We start from the raw sequence: 21,949 nt of genomic DNA, 5'->3' as shown, positions 1-21,949 counted from the left end.
AGCATGTCCGAAGCCCATACCGATGCCTGGCTGCAATGGCCTTTCCTGGAGCCCGGCCACCGTGAGCTGGCCGCGGATTTGCGCAACTGGTGCCGCGAGCAGCCCGTGCCGGATCCGGATGCAGACGCCTTGGCCACCTGCCGCCACTGGGTGCGGGCGCTCGGGCAGGCAGGCTGGCTGCGCTATTGCGTGCCGGCCGGCCCCGGCGGCGTGCTGGGTGGCATGTTCCCGCAGCTCGATGTGCGCAGCCTGTGCATCCTGCGTGAAACCCTGGCGCAGCATCACGCGCTGGCCGACTTTGCCTTCGCCATGCAGGGCCTGGGCAGTGGCGCCATTGCGCTGGCGGGCAGCCCGGCTCAGCAGCAGGCCTATCTGCCGGCGGTGGCGCAGGGGCACAGCATTGCAGCCTTTGCCTTGTCCGAACCTGAGGCGGGCTCGGATGTGGCGGCCCTGGCTTGCCGGGCGCAGGCCGATGGGCCCGACTACGTGCTCAATGGCCGCAAAACCTGGATTTCCAACGGGGGGCTGGCCGACTTCTATTGCGTGTTCGCGCGCACCGGGCAGGCGGGTGCGGACGGCATCTCCGCGTTCATCGTCGAGGCTGGGACGCCCGGCCTGGTGATCGAGTCGCAGATCGAGGTGATGTCGCCGCATCCGCTGGCCACGCTGCGCTTTGAGGATTGCCGCGTGCCGGCCGCACAGCGCCTGGGCGAGGTGGGTCAGGGCTTCAAGCTGGCGATGCGCACCCTGGATGTATTTCGCACATCGGTGGCGGCGGCGGCCGTGGGCTTTGCCCGGCGGGCCCTGGCCGAAGGCCTGGCCCATGCCCGGCAGCGCCGCCTGTTCGGCAAGACCCTGGCCGAGTTCCAGCTCACGCAGGCGGCGCTGGGCGATGCGGCGACCGAGATCGACCAGTCGGCCTTGCTGACCTACCGCGCGGCATGGGTGCGGGATGTCCAGCAACGCGCCAGCACCCTGGAGACGGCCATGGCCAAGATGGCCGCCACGGAATCGGCCCAGCGGGTGATAGACCGCATGTTGCAGCTCTTTGGCGCGCAGGGTGTGGTGCACGGCCACATTCTGGAGCGCCTGTATCGCGATATCCGTGCCCTGCGCATTTACGAGGGCGCCACCGAAATCCAGAAGCTGATCATCAGCCGGGCCCTGCTGCGTCCTGCCCGGACCGGCTGAGGCGCGCGGGGCCAGCCAGCGGCCGGCGGCGGCACCAGCTACCATAGCGCCTGTTGATTGGGATATTCGCATGGTTGCCGTTTCAGAAAAGGCCGTTCTGGCCCCCCCGTTGTCGTCCATCTTGCTGACCAGCGCCGTTGCGGTGCAGGAAGTCATGCATGGGCGTTCCCTGACCGAGGTGCTGGCCGAGACCGAGGCGCGGCTGCGCCCGGCCACGCAGGCGGTGGCCTTTCACGCCATGCGTCACCTGGGGTGGGCCGATGCCGTCGCGCTGCAGTTGGTGCCGCGCGATCCGGCGCCCCTGGCGGCGGCCCTGCTGCGGGTGGCCCTGAGCCTGCTGCAGGAGGACGGCCCCGGCGGGCCGGTGCCGGGCATGCCGGTCTATGCCCCGCATACGGTGGTCGATCAGGCGGTGCGCGCCGCCGATGGCCATCGGCGGCTGGCGTCATACAAGGGGTTGATCAATGGCAGCCTGCGGCGTTTTCTGCGTGAGCGCGAGGCATTGACCGCCGCCGTGGCCGAGGACCCCATCGCGCGCTGGAATCATCCCCAGTGGTGGATCAAGCTGCTGCGCCAGGCCTACCCGCAGCAATGGCAGGAGTTGCTGCGCAGCGCCAATGTGCCCGCGCCGCTCACCCTGCGCGTGAACCGGCGTCGCGCCACGCGCGAACAGGTGATGGCGGCATTCGAGGCGGCCGGCATCGCCTCGTGCGCCGTGGGTCAGGCCGGCCTCATGGTGCTGGTGCCGCGTCCTGTGCTGCAACTGCCCGGCTACGCCGAGGGATGGTGGTCGGTGCAGGATGCCGGCGCCCAGCTGGCCGCCCAGCTGCTGCCGCTGGCCGACGGCATGCGGGTACTGGACGCCTGCGCCGCGCCAGGGGGCAAGACCGCCCACATGCTGGAGCTGGCCGATCTGGAGATGCTGGCCCTCGACGCCGACGAACGGCGCCTGCAACGGGTATCCGAGAATCTGCAGCGCCTGGGACTGGATGGCCCGGGCGTGCGCCTGGCGGCCGCCGACGCAGCCGACCTGTCCGGCTGGTGGGACGGCCGGCCCTTTGACGCGGTGCTGGCCGACGTGCCCTGCACCGCCTCGGGCATCGTGCGCCGTCACCCCGACATCCGCTGGCTGCGGCGCGCCCCGGACGTGGCGCGAACGGCCGCCCAGCAGGCGCGCATCGCCGACGCGCTCTGGCAGGTGGTGGCCCCGGGCGGGCATCTGCTCTATGTCACCTGCTCAATTTTTCCGGCCGAAGGCCAGGCCCAGGCCGAGGCGTTCGCCCGTCGCCATGCCGACGCCCAGGCCTTGCCGGCGCCGGGTCAATTGCTGCCCGTTGCGCTGGATGCAACACCTGAGCTTGCGCAGGATGGTTTTTTCTATGCCCTGTTTGCCAAGCGGCGCTGAATCGCCAAGAATAGGGACAAAGCCGTGACGCTGTGAAAGTCCATGATTGTTCGTTTATTTGCCGCCTTCCTGCTGGCTATGTCCGCTCTTCTGCCTGTCGCCGAGGGGCAGACTCACGTTGCCGAGCCGAAGGTGGTGTCGATCGACCCGGTCATCGCGGATAAGCGGCTGGCCATCAACGCCGATATCGACTTTCCGCTCAACGAACAATTGCGTGACGCCGTGGAGCGCGGCGTGCCGCTGTACTTCACGGCCGACATCAAGATTTCGCGTTCGCGCTGGTGGTGGTTCGATCGCGAGATCGCCGACGCCAGCACGACCTGGAAAGTGAGCTACAACGCCCTGACGCGCCAATGGCGCGTGGGTCAGGGCGATCTGTCCCTGAATGTAGGTTCGCTTGACGAGGCCATGGGCGTGGTGCGCCATATCCGCGACTGGCGGGTGGCCGACGCCGACGAATTCGAGGCCGGCACGGTCTATCACGGGCAGTTGCGGGTACGGCTGGATACCTCCTTGCTGGCGCGTCCCTTCCAGGTCAATGCGCTCAACAGCAGCGCCTGGACCCCTGCCACCCCGTGGCGCGAGTTCTCCTTCACCCTGACCGAACCCGCCAGGGATCCTTCATGAAATATCTGCTGCGCCTGGCCCTCGTGAGCGGCGCAGTCAGCGGCCTGGCGTTGCTGGGTCTGCTGGTCTGGTCCACGGGCAACGCCTCGCGGCTGGCCCAGTATTACGACGGCTTGCTGCTGCTCAACGGCGTGTTCGCCCTGGCAATGTTCGTCTGGGTGGTGGCGCTGACGGTCCGGCTGGCGCGCCAGTTGCGCCGGCGTCAGTTCGGCGCCCGCCTGACGGCCCGTTTCGCCTTGGCTTTTGCCCTGGTGGGGGTGGTGCCGGGCGCCCTGATCTACACCTTGTCGGTGCAATTCCTGTCGCGCTCGATCGAGTCCTGGTTCAACGTGCGGGTCGACAACGCCCTGGAGGCGGGCCTGAACCTGGGGCGGGCCGCGCTTGATTCGCAACTGGCCGACCTGGATGTGCGCGCCCGCGCCATGGCCTCCGAACTGAACAATCTGCCGGATGCCGACCTGGCCCAGGCGCTCTCGCGGCTGCGCCAGAGCAATGGCGTGCAGGAGGCGCTGGTGTTCAGCGCCAGCGGCCGGCCGCTGGCGTTCTCCACCAGCAAGTATGGCCAGTTGCTGCCGCCCACCCCGCCCATGACGGTGCTCAATCAACTGCGCCTGTCGCGCGGCTATTCCGCTGCCGAAGCCGATGAGTCCAGCGTGCCGGGCAGCGATGGCGGCCTGCGGCTGCGGGTCGTGATCGCGCTGGACACGCCGGTGCGCTTCGATCATGCGCTGGTCGGCACGGGCGAGCCGCGCTGGCTGCAGCTGGTGCAGAACGTGCCCGAGCAGATTGCCCACAATGCCAACCGGGTGCAGCAGGGCTTTCGCGACTATCAGGAGCTGGCGCTGTCGCGCCTGGGTCTGCGCAAGCTCTATGGCATCACCCTGACGCTGGCGCTGTTGCTGACGGTGCTGGCGGCCATCGCCGTGGCGCTGGCGCTATCCAAGCGTCTGGTGCGGCCCTTGCTCAGCCTGGCCTCCGGCACCCAGGCCGTGAGCGTGGGGGACTTCCGGCCGCTGCCCGAGCCGCCCGAGCGCGATGAGGTCGGCCAGCTGACCCGCTCCTTCAATGCCATGACGCGCCAGCTCGACGAGGCGCGTCAGATGGTCGAAAGCAACCGCCGCCAGCTCGAGCGCAGCAACGTCTACCTGGAAAGCGTGCTGGCCAACCTGTCTTCCGGCGTGCTGGCCTTTGACGAGAGCTTCCGTGTCACCATGTTCAATCAGGGGGCGCAATCCATCCTGCAGGTGGATCTGCGCTCGGCCATCGGCCGGCCGCTGGAAACCGTCGAAGGCATGCTGGATTTCGCCCGCATCGCGCGCGATGCCTTCTCGGCCCATGCTGCCGTAGGGTCCGAACGCCAGCACTGGCAGCAGCAATTCGAAATCACGCCGGCGCAGCCTGGCGCGCAGCCCATCACGCTGCTGGCGCGCGGCACCCATCTGCGGGTCGATGGGCGCGCCAACGGCTATCTGGTCGTCTTCGACGACATCACCGAGGTGATCTCGGCCAGCCGCACCATGGCCTGGGGCGAGGTGGCGCGCCGCCTCGCGCACGAGATCAAGAACCCGCTGACCCCCATCCAGCTGTCGGCCGAGCGCCTGGCCATGAAACTGGCCGGCCACCTGGCGCCGCCCGAGGCCCAGATGCTCGAGCGCGCCACCAACACCATCGTCAACCAGGTGGGCTCGCTCAAGCAGATGGTCGACGATTTCCGGGAATACGCGCGCACCCCGCCGGCGGTCATGCAGCCGATCGACTTCAATGCCCTGGTGGCCGATGTGCTGGCGCTCTATGGCTGGGACGCCGCCGAGGGCCAATCGCGCGGCGGCGGCATGCAGCTGGAGGTATCGCTGGGCGAGGGGTTGCCCATCATCGAGGGCGACACGACCCAGCTGCGCCAGGTCATCCACAATCTGATGTCGAACGCGCGCGACGCGGTGGCCAATCAGGGCGAGGCCGGCAGTATCCGGGTAGTGACCCAGTTGACCCACATTCCCAAGTCGGATGGGTCGGAAACCGCCGCCTTGCGTTTTACGGTGGCAGACAATGGCGCCGGATTCCCGCCGCAGGTGATGCAGCGTGCCTTTGAACCCTATGTCACCACGAAAGCACATGGCACTGGGTTAGGATTGGCGATTGTGCGCAAGATCGTGGAAGAACATGGGGGGCGCATTGATCTCGCCAACCGCAAGGAGGGCGGCGCCCGAGTGTCCATTTTGTTGACCCGCTTGGCGAGTGCGTCCGATACTATGGACGCGACCTTGCAACAAAAGCATAATGCGGCAACGCAATAGGTGAAAGGTTTATGGCCAGAATTCTGGTGGTCGACGACGAAGTTGGCATCCGCGAACTGTTGTCCGAGATTCTTTACGATGAGGGGCATACAGTCGAGTTGGCGGAGGATGCAGCCCAGGCAAGGGCGGCCCGTCTGCGCTCGCGTCCGGATCTGGTCCTGCTCGATATCTGGATGCCGGACACCGATGGCGTGAGCTTACTCAAAGAGTGGGCATCGCAAGGTCTGCTCGACATGCCGGTCATCATGATGAGTGGTCACGCCACCATCGATACCGCGGTCGAGGCCACGCGCATCGGTGCGATGGACTTCCTCGAAAAACCCATCACGCTCCAGCGTCTGCTCAAGACCATCGCCGCCGGCCTGGCGCGCGGACAGGCCCCGGCGGCTGCGCCGGCTGCCGTGGCCGCACCCATGGCGTCCACCGCCTTCGACGACGAGCGCGATGCACCGGCGACGTCCTCGCCCGTCCTGGGCAGCCCCGAGGCGCCGGCCAGCGGCAACAACCTGCTGGGCACCATCTCGCTCGATCTGCCGCTGCGCGAGGCGCGCGACGAATTCGAGCGCATCTATTTCGAATACCATCTGGTGCGCGAGAACCACAGCATGACGCGCGTCTCCGAGCGCACCGGCCTGGAACGCACCCATCTTTACCGCAAGCTCAAACAACTCGGCATTGAATCCGCGCGTAAGCGAGGCTCATGAAAATCCTGATCGTCGGCGCCGGCCGCGTTGGCACCAGCGTGGCCGAGAACCTGGTGTCCGAAGAGAACGACATCACGGTGCTGGACATCCAGACCGACCAGCTGGCCTATCTCCAGGAGCGCTTTGATCTGCGCGTCATGCAGGGCGACGCTACCCAGGTGTCGGTGCTGGAGGCCGCGGGCGCCGCCGATACCGATCTGCTGATTGCCTGTGCGGCCTCCGACTCGGTCAACATGGTGACCTGCAAGATTGCCCGGCAGGTCTTCAATGTGCCGCGCCGCATCGCCCGTATCCGCATGCCGGAGTTTGCCGACCATCCCGAGCTCATGGGAGAGGAGGGCTTCTGCATCGACGCCCTGATCAGCCCCGAGCGCAGCGTCACGACCTATCTGCACAGCCTGATTGAATTCCCCGAAGCCTTGCAGGTGGTCGAGTTTGCCGAAGGCCGCCTGAGCGTGGTCACGGTGCGGGTCGGCCATGGCAGCCCGATGGCCAATACCTCGGTGGAACAGCTGCGCGAGGCCTGGCCTGATGTGAAGGCGCGCGTGGTCGACGTGCTGCGCGGGGGGCGTCCGCTGCGCGTGGGCCAGGAAACGGTGGTGGCGCCCGGCGACGAAGTCGTGCTGGTGGTCGATACCCGTCACGCGCGGCGCGCCGTGCGTCAGCTGCGGGAGGCCGAGAAGACCGTGCATCGGGTCATGATCGCCGGTGGCGGAAACATCGGCTTGCGCCTGGCGCGCCAGCTGGCCGAGGAAAGCTACAGCGTGCGCATCATCGAGCGCAATGAAAAACGCTGCGAAGCGCTGGCTGCCGAGCTGCCCTCCAATGTCCTGGTGCTGCATGGCAGCGGCACCGACGAGTCGCTGCTGGAGCGCGAAAACATCCAGGACATGGATACCTGGCTGGCCCTGACCAGCGATGATGAAGACAACATCATGTCTTCGTTGCTGGCCAAGCGGATGGGCGCGCGCAAGGTGATCGCGCTCATCAATCGCCATGCCTACGGTGAACTGATGCAGGGCAGCCATATCGATATCGCGGTCTCGCCTGCCCAGGCCACCATGAGCGAACTGCTGCGCCATGTGCGTCGTGGCGACGTGGTGGCGGTGCATCGCCTGCGTCAGGGCGTGGCCGAGGCGGTCGAGGCGGTCGCCCATGGCGACCGCGCCACCTCGCGCGTGGTCGGCCGGCGCGTCGGCGAGATCCGCCTGCCCAAGGGCGCCAGTATCGGCGCCCTGGTGCGCGCGGATGAAATTCTGCTGCCTGACGACGATACCGTCATCGAGACCGACGATCATGTCATCGTGTTCGTGCCCACGCGCCAGCAGATGCCGCGCGTGGAAAAGCTCTTTCAGGTTTCGGCGTCTTTCTTCTAACCTCCTGCCGGCCGCGGCGTGGCGGCGGCCTCGATCATGAAGCGCTTGCTGGCAACCCTCTATGTGCTTGGCCTGACCATGGTGGTGTTCGCACTGACCATGCTGATCCCCTTGGGGGTGGCCTGGTTCGGTGAAGACAAAGGCCTGAAAGCCTTCATCGAGGGCTTCGGGATCGCCATGGGCATCGGAGCGGGGGTGTGGCTGCTGACGCACCGCTGGCGCAGCGAACTGCACGCCCGCGACGGCTTTTTGCTGGTGTCGATCGTCTGGGCGGGGCTGCCGTTGCTGGCCTCCATTCCTTTTCTGCTCTATTACCACGACATCGGCCAGCCGCTGTCGTTCACACACGCCTACTTCGAGGCCATGTCGGGCCTGACCACCACGGGTGCGACGGTGCTCACGGGGCTGGACGACCTGCCGCGCTCGATCAATCTGTGGCGGGTGACGCTCATCTGGATGGGCGGCATGGGCATCCTGGTGCTGGCTGTCGCCATTCTTCCCCTGCTGGGGGTCGGCGGCCACCAGGTGGTGCGTGCCGAGACTCCGGGCCCCATGAAAGACGAGCGCCTCACGCCGCGCATCGCCAGCACCGCCAAAGCGTTGTATGCGGTGTACTTCGGTTTTTCTATCGTCTGTTTCCTGGCCTATCGCGCGGTGGGCTTGTCCTGGTTCGACGCCTGGGCGCACATGGCGACCACCATGGGATTGGGCGGATTTTCCACTTACGACTCGGGTTTCCTGCAATTCAACTCGGTTGCGGTCGAGCTGGTCGCGATTTTCTTCATGCTGATCTCCGGGATCAGCTTCGCCACCCACTTCAATGCTCTGCGCCAGCGCAGCTTCAAACCCTACCTGACCTGTCCACAGACGATTCCCTATCTGACGGTGGTGCTGGGCGCCGGGCTGGTGATTTCGGTCTTCCTGCTGCTCAAGCACGTCTACACGGATCCGCTGCAGGCCTTGCGCTACGGGATGTTCAACACCGTGTCGGTGGCGACCACCACGGGTTTCGCCAACGCGGACTACGGCAGCTGGCCCTTGTTTGCGCCCCTGACCATGCTGCTGCTGTCGGCCTTTGCGACGTCGGCCGGATCGACCGGCGGGGGCATCAAGATGATCCGGGTCATCCTGCTCATCAAACAGGCGCGCAATGAGCTGATCACCATGCTGCACCCGCACGCGGTCAGCCCGGTGCGCATCGGCACCCGGATCGTCGATCAGCGGGTGATTTTTTCGGTGCTGGCTTTCATGCTGGTCTATGGCTTGTCGGTCGGGGTGCTCAGCAGCCTGTTGTTGCTCTCCGGCCTGGATCTGACCACCGCCTTCGGGGCGGTCATGGCCATGATCAACAATACCGGCCCGGGCCTGGGCGCGCTTGGGCCCACCGGCAACTACGGGGTGCTGAGCGACTTCCAGGTGTGGGTCTGCACCTTCGCCATGCTCATCGGACGGCTGGAGTTGTTGACCGTCCTGGTGCTGTTCACCCCCTGGTTCTGGCGCAAGTAAACCCCGAAAGTGTCCTGGGCAGACCCAGTTTCAGGGTTTTCCCATCCGGCCCGAAAACCCGCAACTGGCGCGGTTCTACGTCAATCATGACGCGCCATGCCGCATGAATCCTCGAGTGTAAGTACCCACTATCAGGCGTGTCTCTGGGGATTTTGCGGGTTGCGCGCATCGGCCTTATAAAAGTCGCCAAATTCCATTAATTTGCAATAAAACCGCGGCTATCATGCGGAAAACGGCAGCCGCATCAGGGTCTGTGCCCTGGCTTTGCGCAAGGCAGGCGGCGCCACCTTCAAGCGCCACGACAAGGAGCGGATCATGGAACAGATTGCGTTTGCGTCCTCATCCCCCAACACCTTGGGCATCGAACTGGAGCTGCAACTGATCGACCCGGCAGGCTTCGACCTGGCCGCCGCGGCCGATGAGTTGCTGGCTCAACTGGTCAACCACCCGGCAGCCGAATTCATCAAACCCGAGATCACCCGCTCGATGATCGAGCTGAATTCATCGGTACACACCCGGCCGGCCGATCTGCTGGCCGAAATGCGCGGCATGCGCGACGCCCTGTGCGAAGCGGCCGACGCCGTCGGCGTGGTGGTCGCCGGCGGCGGCACCCACCCCTTCATGCGCTGGCAGGAGCGCGACATCTTCGATGCGCCGCGTTTCCAGTATCTGGCCGAGATGTACGGCTACCTGGCGCGCCAGTTCACGGTGTTCGGCCAGCACATTCATCTGGGCGTGCCTTCGGGCGACGCGGCGATCCGGATGGTCCATGGTCTGTCTCCCTATGTGCCGCATTTCATCGCCCTGTCGGCGTCATCGCCCTATCGCGAAGGGGTCGATACCCTGTTTTCCTGCGCCCGTCTGAACGCGGTCAACAGTTTCCCGCTGGCCGGCCATCTGCCACCCGAGGTACACGACTGGTACGGCTTCGAGGCCCATCTGGGCCAGCTGTGCGAGAGCGGCCTGGCCGAGAGCATCAAGGACCTTTACTGGGATATCCGCCCCAAGCCGGAGTTCGGCACGGTCGAGATCCGGGTCTGCGACACGCCGCTGAGCGTGGAGCGGGCCTGCCAGCTGGCCGCGTTCGCCCAGACTCTGGCGGCCTGGTTGCGGGATCAGCCCACGCCGCCGGCGCGGGCCTGGCTGGCTTATCGCAGCAATCATTTCCAGGCCTGCCGCTTCGGGCTGCACGGCCGTTATGTCAGTGCCGACGGGCAGCGTCTGCGGCTGTCCGATCATCTGAAGGCCCTGTTCGCCACGCTCATGCCCCTGGCCCAGGAAATGGGCACGGCGCCCATGCTGACCGAGCTGCATGACAGCGTACTGTGCGGCGCCGGCAACGACGCCCGCTGGCTGCGGGCCCAGTTTCATCGCCATCGTGAGCTGCCTGCCGTGGTACAGGCCATGGCGCAGACTTTCCGGGGCGAGCAGGCTGCCGCGACGCCCCTGCGCCGCCGTATCCGTGCGACCTCCGAGCCCATGGCGCCCATGGCGCCCGGCGTGGGCTGGCCGCAGCGCCTGCACTGAGGCGCGGACGCGGAGCGTGGGGCCTAGAGGCTTTCCCGGCGCCCGCCGATGGCGCTGAGCGAGAGCCGGGTTTCGCCGGCGGCGCGATGGCTGGCGGCGCGCCAGGCATGACCGTAGGCGACCTCGATGGTCAGGGGGATGCGCCCATCGGCGCCGCGTTGGGCTTCAAGGGCGGCGCACAGCCGGGCGCGCCAGGCCGGCGTGGCCAGCCCGGCGCGGCGCGCGCGCGCCGGGTTGCCACCCAGGGCACGCACATCTTCCAGCAGCTTCTGCGGCGTGGCGTAGGTCAGCGTCAGCGTTTCCTGATCCATGACCGGATCGGCAAAGCCATTCTCGACCAGCAGATCGCCGAAGTCGTGCATGTCCACGAAGCCGGGCGTGGCGGTGTCGAGTCCGGCGTCCGTCAGGGCCTGCCGCAGTTCGCGCAGCGTGCCGGGCCCCAGACAGGAGAACATCGCCAGACCGCCCACGCGCAGGATGCGGCGCCATTCGGCCAGCGCAGCGTGTGGCGCGGGGTGCCAGTGCAGGGCGAGGTTGGACCACACCATGTCCAGGGACTCCGGCGCCAGGCCGGTGGCGGCCAGGTCGGCATTGATGAAGCGCGGCGCGGCCGGACCCCGGCCGGTCAGCCGTCCGACCAGGGCGGTCAGGCGCGGAGGGGCGAAACGCTGGCGGGCCTGCGCCAGCAAGGGTTCGCAATGATCCAGCCCGATGTAGGCGGCTTGCGGATCGCGTTCGCGCAGTAGCGGCAGGTTGTCGCCCGTGCCGCAGCCGGCGTCCAGGATGGTGGCGGGCTGCAGGCGGATGTAGCCCAGCCGGCCCATCATCCGCCGGGCGATCTCGCCGTAGAGGAACTGCGCTTCGGACAGGTCGCCGCGACGCGCGAACTGGCGCGCGACATGATGCGGGTTGATGGGCAGATCGGGCAGGGTCGAAGGCTGAGACATAAACGTGCAGGCGCGCACCGGGCAGGCGCGTCGATATGGTGGGATGGCAGCCTGACTGACTGCCGTGCGTCATTATGGCCTATCCCCTTGCTTTGCCCCTGCGTCGCCCCTGCCGTCAGCCGGGGCATGGATGGCGCCGTCTGGGCGCTTGTCTGCCGGCGGCCTGCCCGCTGTGCGGCGGTGCCGCGCGGGGCGCGCGGCTGTGCCGGCCCTGCTGCCGCGATGTGCTGGCTTCCATGCGCGGTGGCGCGGCGCGTTGTCGCGAGTGCCGGGCGCGGCTGCCGTCGCAGGCCGCCGGTCTGTGCGCGGCCTGCCTGCGGCGGCGCCTGCGCCTGGGCCGTTGCGTGACGGCTTTCGATTATCTGATGCCGGGTGACTGGCTCATCCAGCGCTACAAGGGCGGCCAGCTCGCGCTGGCGCATGCCCTGGGCGCGCTGATGGCACAGGCCTGGCGGCGCGAGCGGCCCATGATGGCCGCGTGGCTGGTGCCGGTGCCAGCCTCGGCGCAGGCCTTGCGCCGGCGGGGCTTCAATCCGGCCGCCGAGCTGGCCCAGGTAGCCGGCGATTGGCTGGGCTTGCCGGTGGCGCGCTGGGGCTTGCGTCGCCGTCGTGCCAGGGCGCCCCAGACCGGGCGTAGCCGACGCGCTCGCTGGCGCGGCCTGCGGGGAGTCTTCGAGGCCGATCCGGCCCTGGCCGGGCAGGCGGTGCTGGTGGTCGATGATGTGCTGACCACCGGGGCAACCGCCCAGGCGGCAGTCTGGGCGCTCAGACGGGCGGGGGCGCGTTGCGTGGGGGTGCTGGCCGCAGCCAGGACGCCGGCGCCGGGCTGGCACAATAGCGCCTGACGCCACGCGGGTTCGCCATGGCGTCTTTTTCCGGATTCATTCTCACGCGCCGCGCCCCATGTTCCACGTCATTCTCGTCTGCCCTGAAATCCCGCCCAACACCGGCAACGCCATCCGCCTGTGCGCCAATACCGGTGCGCAGCTCCACCTGGTGCGGCCGTTGGGGTTCGAGCTGGATGATGCGCGGCTGCGCCGCGCCGGCCTGGATTATCACGAATGGCAGCCCATGCAGGTGCACGATGATCTGCCCACGGCGCTCGCGGCCACCGGCGCGCCACAGGAGCGCCGCTTCGCCTTGACCACGCAGGGCGCGCGCAGCGCCGCGGGCATGCAGTACCTGCCGGGCGATGTGTTTGTGTTCGGGCGTGAGACGGCCGGCCTGTCGGATGAGCATGTGGCGCTTTTCGCGCCCGCCCAGCGCCTGCGTCTGCCTATGCGGCCGGGCCAGCGCAGCCTCAACCTGTCCAATGCCGTGGCCGTGACGGTGTTCGAGGCCTGGCGCCAGCAGGATTACGCGGGCGGCCTCTGAGCGGCCGCCCGGCGCATCAGTCCAGCGACAGTTGCAGGCGCTCGATGACGGCGTCCCAGCGGGCCTTTTCTTCGCGCATGCGCGCGGTGAGTTCCTGGGGCGTGGAGGGCGCGGGCGTGAAGTACTGCTGCGCCATCTGCTTGCGCACCTCGTCGCTGTTGATGATGCGGGCCAGCTCCTGGTTCAGGCGCTCGATGATCGGGGCGGGTGTGCCGGCCGGCGCCAGCATGGCGTTCCAGGAAATGGATTCAAACCCCGGGTAGCCCTGGGAGGCCATGGTGGGGATGCCCGGCAGGGCGGGGCTGGGTTCCAGGCTGGTCACCGCCAGCGCCTGGGCGCGGCCGTCGCGCACCTGGGGCATGGCGATGGCCGGCACCATGAAGCCGGCCTGCACGTCACCGCCAATGATGGCCGTGATGACCTGAGGAAAGCCCGGGTAGGGAATCTGGGTCAGATCGATGCCGGCGTCTTCCTTGAACATTTCCATGGCCAGGTGGGCCGAACTGCCCGGGCCGACCGAACCGTAGTTCAGCGCACCGGCACGCTTGCGCGCCAGCTCGACGAATTCCTGCACGTTCTTCACGCCCAGGCTGGGCGTTACGGTCAGCACGTTGGGGCTGGTGGCCACCAGCGTGATCGGCGCCAGGTCGGTCAGCGGGTCGTAGCCCAGCGTACGCTTGTACAGCGTCGGCGCGGTCACCAGCGGACCGTTGATCGTATAGAGCAGCGTGTAGCCGTCGGGTTTGGCCTGGGTGACCTGGCGCGTGCCGATGTTGCCGCCGGCGCCCGGCTTGTTGTCGATCACCACTGCTTGCTTCAGGGCCTGCGATAGCGGCTCGGCAATGGTGCGCGCCAGCAGGTCGGGCGAGGAGCCGGGCGGATAGGGCACCACCAGATGGATCGGGCGCTCGGGCCAGGCGGCTTGGGCGGCCAGCGGCAGCAAGGCGCTGACCAGGCCCAGGCCCAGGCCACGCTGCAGGCGTGAGAACAGGCGTGCGACAGACATGGAGGTGCTCCTAGGGAACGGAAAGAGAGAAATGAAGGCGAAAGGGGTTGGGGGGCGGCGCGCGCCAGCCTCAGGGGCCGGGCGGGACCGGCGGCCAGGCCTCGGCGCGCGCGTCGCGCGCCAGCAGGGCCGAGACGGCGGTCATCGGGGCGACGCCCTCGAACAGGACGGCGCAGACCGCCTCGGTGATGGGCATTTCCACGCCCAGCGATTGCGCGCGGCGCAACGCAGCGCGCGCACAGCGCACGCCTTCGGCGGTCACGCCGCTGGCGAGGATGTCTTCGATCTTGCGTCCGGCGCCGATCTCCAGGCCCACGCGCCGGTTGCGGGACAGCTCTCCGGTGGCCGTCAGAACCAGGTCGCCCAGGCCGGTCAGGCCGGCGAAGGTATCGGCCTGGGCGCCCAGCGCCAGGCCGAAGCGCATCATTTCGGCCAGGCCGCGCGTGATCAGGGCTGCGCGGGCGTTGGTGCCCAGCGCCAGGCCATCCGAAATGCCGCAGGCCACGGCGATGACATTCTTGAGGGCGCCGCCCACTTCGACACCGATGACGTCCTGGCTGGCGTAGACCCGTACCGCAGCGCCATGCAGGGCGGCGGTGGCGGCCTGGCGCACGCTCAGGTCTTCGCTGGCGACGGTCAGGGCCACCGGCAGCCCCTGGGCCACTTCGCGCGCGAACGAGGGGCCGGACAACACGCCGCAGCTCAGTCCGCTGCTGGACTCGCGCACGATCTCGTGCGGCAGCCGGGCGGTGTCGGATTCGAAGCCCTTGCAGGTCCAGACGATGGGGGTGGAGGTAATGCCCAGGGCCGGCAGGCGCTGCGCCAGCTGGCGCATGATGTCGTCCATGCCGGCGACCGGCACGCCCAGGATGATGAGGGCGTGCGTGGGATCGGGGCCGAGAAAGGCCAGGGCGGCGTCCAGGTCGGCGCTGTAGCGCAGCGCGGCCGGCAGACGCACGTCGGGCAGATATCGGGTGTTTTCCTGCGAGGCGGCCAGGCTTTGGGCCTGGGCCGCATCGCGGGCCCACAACAGGGTGGGGTGGCGGCGCGCGGCCGCCGCCGCCAGGGCCGTGCCCCAGCTGCCGGCGCCGAGAACGGCCACGCGCAGGGCGGGAGCAGGAGAGGGGCTGACCATGGCGGTTGCCGTATTACTGGCGGGTGGCGTTGGGCGGCAGGATGATGCCCGAGTCGCTCTGGCCTTGCTCGGCCTGCTGCTGCTGAGCCATTTCGGCCACGCGCTGCTCGTACAGGGCCTGGAAGTTGACTTCGGTCAGGTGCAGGGCCGGCAGCGAGGTGCGGGTGATGGCGTCGGCCACGTTGGCGCGCAGGTAGGGGTAGAGCATGGTCGGGCAAACGATGCCCAGGATGGGGTCCATCTGCTCGGGCGGGATGTTCGACAGTTCGAAAATGCCGGCCTGCGTGCCTTCGACCAGGTACAGCACCTTGTCGTTGATGCGCGTGGTGACCGTGACCGTCACGGTCGATTCGAACACCGTTTCAGCCAGGCGCTGACCGCCGACATTGATGGTGACTTCGACCGTCGGGCCTTCCTGCTCCAGGAGGATCTGAGGCGCATTGGGCATTTCCAGCGACAGGTCTTTGAGGTAGACGCGCTGCAGATTGAACACGGGCGCTTCGTTGCCGGCTTGCGAGTTGTTTTGATCCTGATCGGCCATGAGAAATTCCGGTTTGGGGTTGTAAGGCGGGGAAGCCGTTGGCGGGTTGCGCCGTCAGCCGTTTAAGAGGGGCAGCAGACCGCCCGAGCGGTCCAGCGCCTGGAGATCGTCGCAGCCGCCCACGTGGGTGTCGCCGATGAATATCTGCGGCACGGTGCGCCGGCCGCTGCGTTCGATCATGATGTCGCGCTGGGCGGGGTCGTGGTCGATCTGGATTTTTTCAAGGTCGGTGACGCCGCGCTGGCGCAGCAAGGCTTCAGCCCGGGCGCAATACGGGCAGTAGTCCTTGCTATACATAACAACTTTTTGCATCGTTTCCCTCGACTGAAGGCTAAATTAAGACCATTAGACCGCATCGGGAGGCGCCATGCGCCCATGCCGTGAAATCAACCTTTCTGCGTGACGGGCAGATTGGCCGCATACCAGGCGCGCATGCCGCCATCGAGCGTGAACACCTCGGCATGGCCGAGCGCCTTCAGGCGCTGGGCCATGCGCGGGGCGGCGCGGCCCTGTTCGCAGACCACGATCAGCGGCTTGTTTTTGGGCAGGGCGGCGGCTTTCTTTTCCAGCTCGTCGGCGGGTACGCTGCGCGACTGGGCGATGTGGCCCGCCTGGAACTGCTCGGCGGCGCGCACGTCCACCCAGACGGCCTGGCGCTGGTTGACCATCTGGATGGCCGCTGTGGTGTCCAGGGCCGAGCCCCCACGCCCCTTGCGCAGGGTGGGCAAGAGCAGCATCGCGCCTGAAACGAGGGCGACGCCCACGACGAGGATATTGTTTTTGTCGATCAAGAATTGCAGAAAATCCACGGGGCATCCTGAAGTGCGGCGCGGCGGCGGCCAGCCGGAAAAGGGGTCTGGACGTCCTGGGCGCCTGATGGCGACGGCCCGGCGGCATAATGCGCCGGGAAGGCTAAGCCTGGGGCAAAATCACACAATTATAAAATGAGCCCATTGTTCAACTCCAACCTGCTGAATTCCAGCCTATAACTATGTACAAACTTGTTCTGATGCGCCACGGCGAAAGCCAATGGAATCTGGAAAACCGCTTCACCGGCTGGACCGATGTCGACCTGACCGACACCGGCCGCGAACAGGCCCGCAAGGCCGGCGAACTGCTCAAGCAGGAAGGCTATGTCTTTGACCTGGCCTACACCTCGGTGCTCAAGCGCGCCATCCGCACCCTGTGGATCGCCCTGGATGCGATGGACGCCATGTACACCCCGGTGGGCGTGAACTGGCGCCTGAACGAGCGCCATTATGGCCAGCTGCAGGGCCTGAACAAGGCCGAGACCGCCGCCAAGTACGGCGACGAACAGGTGCTGGTGTGGCGTCGCGCCTACGCCATTGCGCCGGAGCCGCTCGATATCGACGACCCCCGCCACCCCCGTTTCGACAGCCGCTACGCCAAGATTCCGGCCGACCAGCTGCCGGCCACCGAGTGCCTGCAGGACACCGTGGCGCGCGTGCTGCCGTTCTGGAATGAGTCGATCGCCCCGGCCATCCGCGCCGGCCGTCGCGTGCTCATCGCCGCTCACGGCAACAGCCTGCGTGCGCTGATCAAGCACCTGGACAACATTTCCGATGACGACATCGTCAACCTGAACATCCCCACCGGCCAGCCGCTGGTCTATGAGCTGGATGAGGCGCTGCGCCCGATCCGCCATTACTATCTGGGTGATGCCGCCGAGATCGAGGCGGCCATGGCCGCCGTGGCGGCTCAGGGTAAAGCCAAAAAGGACTGATCCCATGCGGTTTGCAGCAGGCTTGCTGGGGGTGGCCATCTTGGCCGGCACGCCGCTGGCGTCTTCGGCCGCCACGGATCTGGCCAGTCGCCAGTCCGAGGCCGAACGCCAGCAGGCCGCGCTGCGCAACCGTATCGAGTCCTTGCAGAAGACGATCGACCAGCGCGAGGCTGCCCGCAAGGAGGCGGCCGATGCGCTGCAGGCTTCCGAGTCGGCAATTTCGTCGATCAACCGGCGCCTGCGGGAGCTGGCCGACAGCCACCGAGCAGCCGAGACGGATCTTGCCGCGCTGGAAAAACAGATCGTCAGCCAGTCTGCGGTGCTGACGCAGCGCCGCGGCGAACTGGCCGGCCAGTTGCAGGCCCAGTACACCAGCGGCCTGTCTCCCTGGAGCGAGCTGCTCTCCGGTGGCGATCCCCAGGAGCTGGGGCGCAATCTGGGCTATCTGGAATACGTATCGCGCGCCCGCAGCCAGGCGGTCATCGAGGTGCGCCAGGATATCGAGCGGTTGTCGGCACTGCAAAAGCGTGCCGATTCGCGCCGTGACGACCTGCAGCGCCTGACCCGCGACACCGAGCGTGAAAAAGAAGCCCTGGTCAAACAACAGCAGACGCGCGCCACCCTGCTGGTGCAACTGGAAGGGCAGATTACCGCCCAGCGGGCCGAGGCCAGCCGGCTGGGCCGCGATGATCAGCGCCTGTCGCAGCTGATCGATGACCTGAGCGTGGCCATCACCCGGCAGGCCGAGGAAGAGGCTCGCCGCCGCGCGGCCGCCGAGGCCGCGCGCCGCGCCGAGGCTGCTCGCAAGGCGGAGGCTGCCCGCCAGGCCGAACTGGCGCGTCGCGCCGAGGCGGCCCGCCAGGCCGAAGCCGCCCGCCAGGCCCAGCGCCAGGCCGCCCAGGCGCAGCGGCAGCAACAGCAGCAGGAACAACAGCAACAACAGGAACGACAGGCGCGCGAGGAAGCCGCACGCCAGCAGGCCCAGGCCGCCCGGCCCTCGGGCCCCGTGGCCATGGCGGACCCCGATGCCGCCGGCCTGCGGCCGGTGCCGGGCAGCCAGGGGAGCCTGATCGAAACGCGTGAACCAACGCCCGCCGTCCAGGTCAAACCTGTCGAGCAAGCGCCTGCCGCGTCGCGCGCCCAGGCCGCCGCCCAGGAAGAGGCCCGGCCCCTGGTGGGTGAAGGGGCGGGTTTGCGGCGCGGGCTCACGCCGCCCGTGCGGGGCCAGGTGCAGGGCCGTTTTGGTCTCGGACGCCCGGAAGGCGGGGTCTGGCGTGGCATCGTCCTACGCGCAAACGAAGGCACGCCGGTGAAGTCGGTGGCCCCGGGCACCGTCGTCTATGCCCAATGGTTGCGTGGTTTCGGCAATCTTGTCATTGTTGATCATGGGCAGCAGTACCTGACCGTCTATGCCTACAACCAGAGCGTACTCAAACAGGTCGGAGACCGGGTTGCCACCGGCGATACCATCGCGACCGTGGGTGCGACCGGCGGCCAGGTGGAATCGGGCCTATACTTTGAAATTCGCCATCGCGGCGCTCCGGTCGATCCAGCCCAGTGGCTGGCACTTTGAGCCGGGGATAAAACACAGGATGCGTGCATGAGCTCTCGCAAATTTCGCGGTTTGGGTCTGGTCGCCACGGGTGTCGTGGCCGGCATACTGTTGAGCGTCGGTGTGACCGCCGTTGCACAGCGCGGCAGTCCGCTGCCACTGGACGAACTGCGCCAGCTCAGCAATGTCTTCGCCGTGATCAAGAACAACTATGTCGAGCAGGTCGACGACAAAACCCTGATCAGCAACGCCATCGCCGGCATGGTGTCCAATCTGGATCCCCATTCGGCCTACCTGGACGCGGACGCCTATCGCGAAATGCAGACCGCCACGCAAGGCGAGTTCGGCGGCCTGGGCATCGAGGTTGGCGCCGAGGACGGCTTCATCAAGGTGATCTCGCCCATCGAGGACACGCCGGCCGCGCGTGCCGGCATCATGGCGGGCGACCTCATCATCAAGATCGACGATACCCCCACCAAGGGCATGCTGCTCAATGATGCCGTCAAGCTCATGCGCGGCAAGCCCAAATCGCCGATCACCCTCACCATCATGCGTGCCGACCGTCCGCAGCCGGTGGTCGTCAAGCTGGTGCGCGACATCATCAAGGTGCGCAGCGTGCGCAGCAAGATGCTCGATGACGGCGTGGCCTATGTGCGCATCGCCCAATTCCAGGAAAAGACCGGTCCGGATCTGGCCCGTCAGCTGCGCGAGCTCGGCGCCAAGGGCGCACCCAAGGGCCTGGTGCTGGATCTGCGCAACGACCCGGGCGGCCTGCTGACCAGCGCCATCGGTGTGGCCGGCGCCTTCCTGCCGCCCGACACGCTGGTGGTGTCCACCGATGGCCGTACGCCGGATTCCCGTCACAAGTATCTCGCCACACCGTCCGAGTATGCGCGCGGCGAAAGCAATTACCTGAGCGGCCTGCCGGGCTGGGTCAAGACCGTGCCCATGGTGGTGCTGGTCAACGTGGGCTCGGCCTCGGCCTCCGAGATCGTGGCCGGCGCGTTGCAGGATCACAAGCGCGCCAAGGTGCTGGGCAACCGCACGTTCGGCAAGGGGTCGGTGCAGGTCATTCTGCCGCTGAGCGAAAGCTCCGCGGTCAAGCTGACCACGTCGCGCTACTTCACGCCCAGCGGTCGTTCCATCCAGGCCACCGGTATCGAACCCGACTATGTCGTGGCCGATACCGCCGAGGGCGATTTGTTCCGCCTGCCGCGCGAAGCCGACCTGCAGCGCCACCTCTCCAATCAGCAAAGCCCGGATTCCGAAGTGAAGTCCGAGGCCGATCAGTCGCTTGAGGCCCCGCTGGGCAAGGTGTTCGAGTTCGGCGGCCCCGAGGACTTCCAGCTGCAGCAGGCCCTGAATCTGCTGCAGGGCAAGGCGGTCCAGAAGGGGTCGGCGCGCGCGCAGGCCAAGGCTGACATCAAGCCCAATCTGTCGGGCACCACCGAGCGCCTGAAGATCACGCCGTCCGGAGTCGAGCCCGCCGGCAAGCAATGAACGATCAGCAACTGCTGCGCTATGCCAGGCATATCCTGCTCGACGATCTCGGTATCGAAGGGCAGGAGCGTTTCCTGGCGACCAAAGTCCTGATTCTTGGGGCCGGCGGGCTGGGCTCGCCGGCTGCGCTGTACCTGGCCACGGCCGGCATCGGGCATATCACCCTGGTCGACGACGACAGCGTCGAGCTCTCCAATCTGCAGCGCCAGATCTTGCACACCACCGCCAGCCTGGGACGCCCCAAGGCCGAGTCGGGGCGAGACATGCTGGCTGCCTTCAACCCGGAAGTCGAGGTCGTGGCGCGGGTGGAGCGCCTGGCCGGGCAGGCCATGGCCGATGCCGTGGCCGAGGCCGACATCGTGCTGGATTGTTGCGACAACTTCGCCACCCGCCACGCCATCAACCGGGCCTGCGTGCAACATCGCAAACCGCTGGTGTCGGGGGCGGCCATCCGTTATGACGGGCAGGTCAGCACCTATGACTTGCGGCGCGACGATGCGCCCTGTTATCACTGCCTCTTTCCCGAGGCAGACGATGCCGAGGAGCTGCGCTGCGCCACCACGGGCGTGCTGGCGCCGCTGGTGGGCATCATCGGCGCCACTCAGGCCGCCGAGGCGCTCAAGCTGGCCAGCGGCCTGGGCGAGCCCCTGACCGGCCGGCTGTTGCAACTGGATATCCGCAGCATGCGTTGGCATAGCGTGAACGTGCCGCGCGACCCCGATTGCCCGGTCTGCCGCGACCGCTGAGCAGTTTTCTGCGATAGCGACTTTCTTGAAAGTTATCAGATAACCTGATTAGTTCAGGCTATACTGCCGGCATGCAGACGACGACCTTGACCGATCAGGTATCACGCCAGTTGGCCGATGACATCGGCCGCGGCCACTATGCCGTGGGCGAGAAACTGCCTTCGGGCCGGGCGCTGGCCGAGCGCTACGGCGTCAGTGCGGCGGTGATCCGCGAAGCTACCGAAAGGCTGCGGGCCCAGGGGCTGGTGCGTAGCCGCCAGGGGTCGGGTTGCACGGTCATCGCGCGCAGCAGCGCGCAGGGTTTCCAGGTGGCGCTGGAGGCAGGCCGCGACCACCGCGCCCTGGGCGCGGTCTATGAGCTGCGCATGGACCTGGAGGCCGGCGCAGCCGCCCTGGCCGCCGAACGCCGCGACGCCGGCGACCTGCAGGCAATGCGGGCCGCCCTGAGCGCGCTGGCGCGCCACCAGGAGGATCCCCTGCTGGGCGCCGAGCACGATGTCGGCTTTCACCTGGCGGTGGCGGCCGCGACCCACAATCCGCACTACCAGCGCCTGCTGCAGTATCTCAACCAGCAACTGCGCCAGGCGGTCGATGCCGCGCGCGCCAACACCGCCCGTCAGCCCGGTCTGGCAGACAGCGTGCTGGCCGAGCACATCGCGATCTATGACGCCATCGAGGCGGGCCGCCCGGAGGCGGCCCGCCAGGCTGCGCGCGGGCACCTGCGCAATGCTGCCGCCCGTCTGCAACTGAATTTCCCGTTCACGGACTGACCTT

21 protein-coding genes are annotated in these 21,949 nt (G+C 67.4%); 15 read left to right on the top strand and 6 right to left on the bottom strand.

The features are described from left to right. The first annotated feature begins 3 nt into the window (after positions 1 to 3). The 8 genes from A7V84_RS17820 to A7V84_RS17785 all read left to right on the top strand — a co-directional run bounded on the left by A7V84_RS17820 (position 4) and on the right by A7V84_RS17785 (position 10,630). On the top strand, positions 4 to 1,191 hold the full coding sequence (locus A7V84_RS17820) for an acyl-CoA dehydrogenase family protein (RefSeq protein WP_033535131.1): 1,188 nt from the start codon (positions 4 to 6) through the stop codon (positions 1,189 to 1,191). A gap of 70 nt (positions 1,192 to 1,261) precedes the next feature. Beyond that, a complete protein-coding gene (gene rsmB, locus A7V84_RS17815) occupies positions 1,262 to 2,596 on the top strand; it encodes a 16S rRNA (cytosine(967)-C(5))-methyltransferase RsmB (protein ID WP_025513992.1) in 1,335 nt (444 codons plus the stop codon). Between the two features lie 42 nt (positions 2,597 to 2,638). Beyond that, entirely contained in the window at positions 2,639 to 3,223 is a 585-nt protein-coding gene (locus tag A7V84_RS17810; RefSeq protein WP_025513989.1) for a DUF4390 domain-containing protein, read from the top strand. Next, positions 3,220 to 5,517 carry a sensor histidine kinase gene (locus tag A7V84_RS17805; protein ID WP_063491732.1) on the top strand — a complete coding sequence of 766 codons (2,298 nt, stop codon included), beginning with the start codon at positions 3,220 to 3,222 and terminating at the stop codon, positions 5,515 to 5,517. The genes A7V84_RS17810 and A7V84_RS17805 overlap by 4 nt, the downstream gene beginning before the upstream one ends. Before the next feature lie 11 nt (positions 5,518 to 5,528). Then, positions 5,529 to 6,221: a response regulator gene (locus A7V84_RS17800; RefSeq protein ID WP_025513986.1), complete on the top strand. Its 693-nt coding sequence runs from the start codon at positions 5,529 to 5,531 to the stop codon at positions 6,219 to 6,221. Further along, positions 6,218 to 7,597, top strand: a complete 1,380-nt coding sequence (gene trkA / locus A7V84_RS17795; RefSeq protein WP_025513984.1) for a Trk system potassium transporter TrkA — start codon at positions 6,218 to 6,220, stop codon at positions 7,595 to 7,597. Before A7V84_RS17800 ends, trkA begins: the two co-directional genes overlap by 4 nt. A 36-nt stretch (positions 7,598 to 7,633) precedes the next feature. Continuing rightward, a complete protein-coding gene (locus tag A7V84_RS17790; protein ID WP_025513982.1) occupies positions 7,634 to 9,103 on the top strand; it encodes a TrkH family potassium uptake protein in 1,470 nt (489 codons plus the stop codon). A 315-nt stretch (positions 9,104 to 9,418) separates the two neighbouring features. Beyond that, positions 9,419 to 10,630 carry a YbdK family carboxylate-amine ligase gene (locus A7V84_RS17785; RefSeq protein ID WP_025513980.1) on the top strand — a complete coding sequence of 404 codons (1,212 nt, stop codon included), beginning with the start codon at positions 9,419 to 9,421 and terminating at the stop codon, positions 10,628 to 10,630. A 23-nt stretch (positions 10,631 to 10,653) separates the two neighbouring features. Here the strand turns inward: A7V84_RS17785 and A7V84_RS17780 are convergent, their stop codons facing one another. Beyond that, a complete protein-coding gene (locus A7V84_RS17780; protein ID WP_025513978.1) occupies positions 10,654 to 11,577 on the bottom strand; it encodes a methyltransferase domain-containing protein in 924 nt (307 codons plus the stop codon). 74 nt (positions 11,578 to 11,651) lie between these two features. Here A7V84_RS17780 and A7V84_RS17775 point away from each other — a divergent pair, with 74 nt between their 5' ends. Both A7V84_RS17775 and A7V84_RS17770 read left to right on the top strand, forming a co-directional pair. Further along, positions 11,652 to 12,422: a ComF family protein gene (locus tag A7V84_RS17775; RefSeq protein WP_231940167.1), complete on the top strand. Its 771-nt coding sequence runs from the start codon at positions 11,652 to 11,654 to the stop codon at positions 12,420 to 12,422. 58 nt (positions 12,423 to 12,480) lie between these two features. After that, positions 12,481 to 12,951: a tRNA (cytidine(34)-2'-O)-methyltransferase gene (locus tag A7V84_RS17770; RefSeq protein WP_025513976.1), complete on the top strand. Its 471-nt coding sequence runs from the start codon at positions 12,481 to 12,483 to the stop codon at positions 12,949 to 12,951. Positions 12,952 to 12,967: 16 nt separating this feature from the next. Here the strand turns inward: A7V84_RS17770 and A7V84_RS17765 are convergent, their stop codons facing one another. The 5 genes from A7V84_RS17765 to A7V84_RS17745 all read right to left on the bottom strand — a co-directional run bounded on the left by A7V84_RS17765 (position 12,968) and on the right by A7V84_RS17745 (position 16,442). Beyond that, complete coding sequence (locus A7V84_RS17765; RefSeq protein WP_063491733.1) at positions 12,968 to 13,957, bottom strand: Bug family tripartite tricarboxylate transporter substrate binding protein; 990 nt, start codon at positions 13,955 to 13,957, stop codon at positions 12,968 to 12,970. Between the two features lie 70 nt (positions 13,958 to 14,027). Then, positions 14,028 to 15,092 (bottom strand): NAD(P)H-dependent glycerol-3-phosphate dehydrogenase, encoded by a 1,065-nt coding sequence (locus tag A7V84_RS17760; RefSeq protein ID WP_025513971.1) that lies wholly within the window; start codon positions 15,090 to 15,092, stop codon positions 14,028 to 14,030. Between the two features lie 13 nt (positions 15,093 to 15,105). Continuing rightward, positions 15,106 to 15,633: a protein-export chaperone SecB gene (gene secB, locus A7V84_RS17755; protein ID WP_025513969.1), complete on the bottom strand. Its 528-nt coding sequence runs from the start codon at positions 15,631 to 15,633 to the stop codon at positions 15,106 to 15,108. Positions 15,634 to 15,687: 54 nt separating this feature from the next. Beyond that, a complete protein-coding gene (gene grxC / locus A7V84_RS17750) occupies positions 15,688 to 15,945 on the bottom strand; it encodes a glutaredoxin 3 (RefSeq protein ID WP_025513967.1) in 258 nt (85 codons plus the stop codon). Positions 15,946 to 16,019: 74 nt separating this feature from the next. Next, positions 16,020 to 16,442: a rhodanese-like domain-containing protein gene (locus tag A7V84_RS17745; protein WP_025513965.1), complete on the bottom strand. Its 423-nt coding sequence runs from the start codon at positions 16,440 to 16,442 to the stop codon at positions 16,020 to 16,022. Positions 16,443 to 16,624: 182 nt separating this feature from the next. On the opposite strand from A7V84_RS17745, the gene gpmA reads away from it, so the two are divergent. The 5 genes from gpmA (at position 16,625) to A7V84_RS17720 (ending at position 21,945) form a co-directional block, all read left to right on the top strand. After that, positions 16,625 to 17,377, top strand: coding sequence for a 2,3-diphosphoglycerate-dependent phosphoglycerate mutase (gene gpmA, locus A7V84_RS17740; RefSeq protein WP_025513963.1), 753 nt, complete (start codon positions 16,625 to 16,627; stop codon positions 17,375 to 17,377). A gap of 4 nt (positions 17,378 to 17,381) precedes the next feature. Continuing rightward, positions 17,382 to 18,950, top strand: a complete 1,569-nt coding sequence (locus A7V84_RS17735) for a murein hydrolase activator EnvC family protein (RefSeq protein WP_025513961.1) — start codon at positions 17,382 to 17,384, stop codon at positions 18,948 to 18,950. 27 nt (positions 18,951 to 18,977) lie between these two features. Then, complete coding sequence (locus A7V84_RS17730; RefSeq protein WP_025513959.1) at positions 18,978 to 20,429, top strand: S41 family peptidase; 1,452 nt, start codon at positions 18,978 to 18,980, stop codon at positions 20,427 to 20,429. Beyond that, positions 20,426 to 21,175: a HesA/MoeB/ThiF family protein gene (locus A7V84_RS17725; protein ID WP_025513957.1), complete on the top strand. Its 750-nt coding sequence runs from the start codon at positions 20,426 to 20,428 to the stop codon at positions 21,173 to 21,175. The genes A7V84_RS17730 and A7V84_RS17725 overlap by 4 nt, the downstream gene beginning before the upstream one ends. A gap of 71 nt (positions 21,176 to 21,246) precedes the next feature. Further along, positions 21,247 to 21,945: a FadR/GntR family transcriptional regulator gene (locus A7V84_RS17720; protein ID WP_025513955.1), complete on the top strand. Its 699-nt coding sequence runs from the start codon at positions 21,247 to 21,249 to the stop codon at positions 21,943 to 21,945. Positions 21,946 to 21,949 lie beyond the last annotated feature (4 nt).

Source organism: Bordetella trematum, from assembly GCF_900078335.1.
Classification (GTDB): Bacteria; Pseudomonadota; Gammaproteobacteria; order Burkholderiales; family Burkholderiaceae_B; genus Bordetella; species Bordetella trematum.
This window is presented reverse-complemented; position numbering and strand designations above follow the sequence as displayed.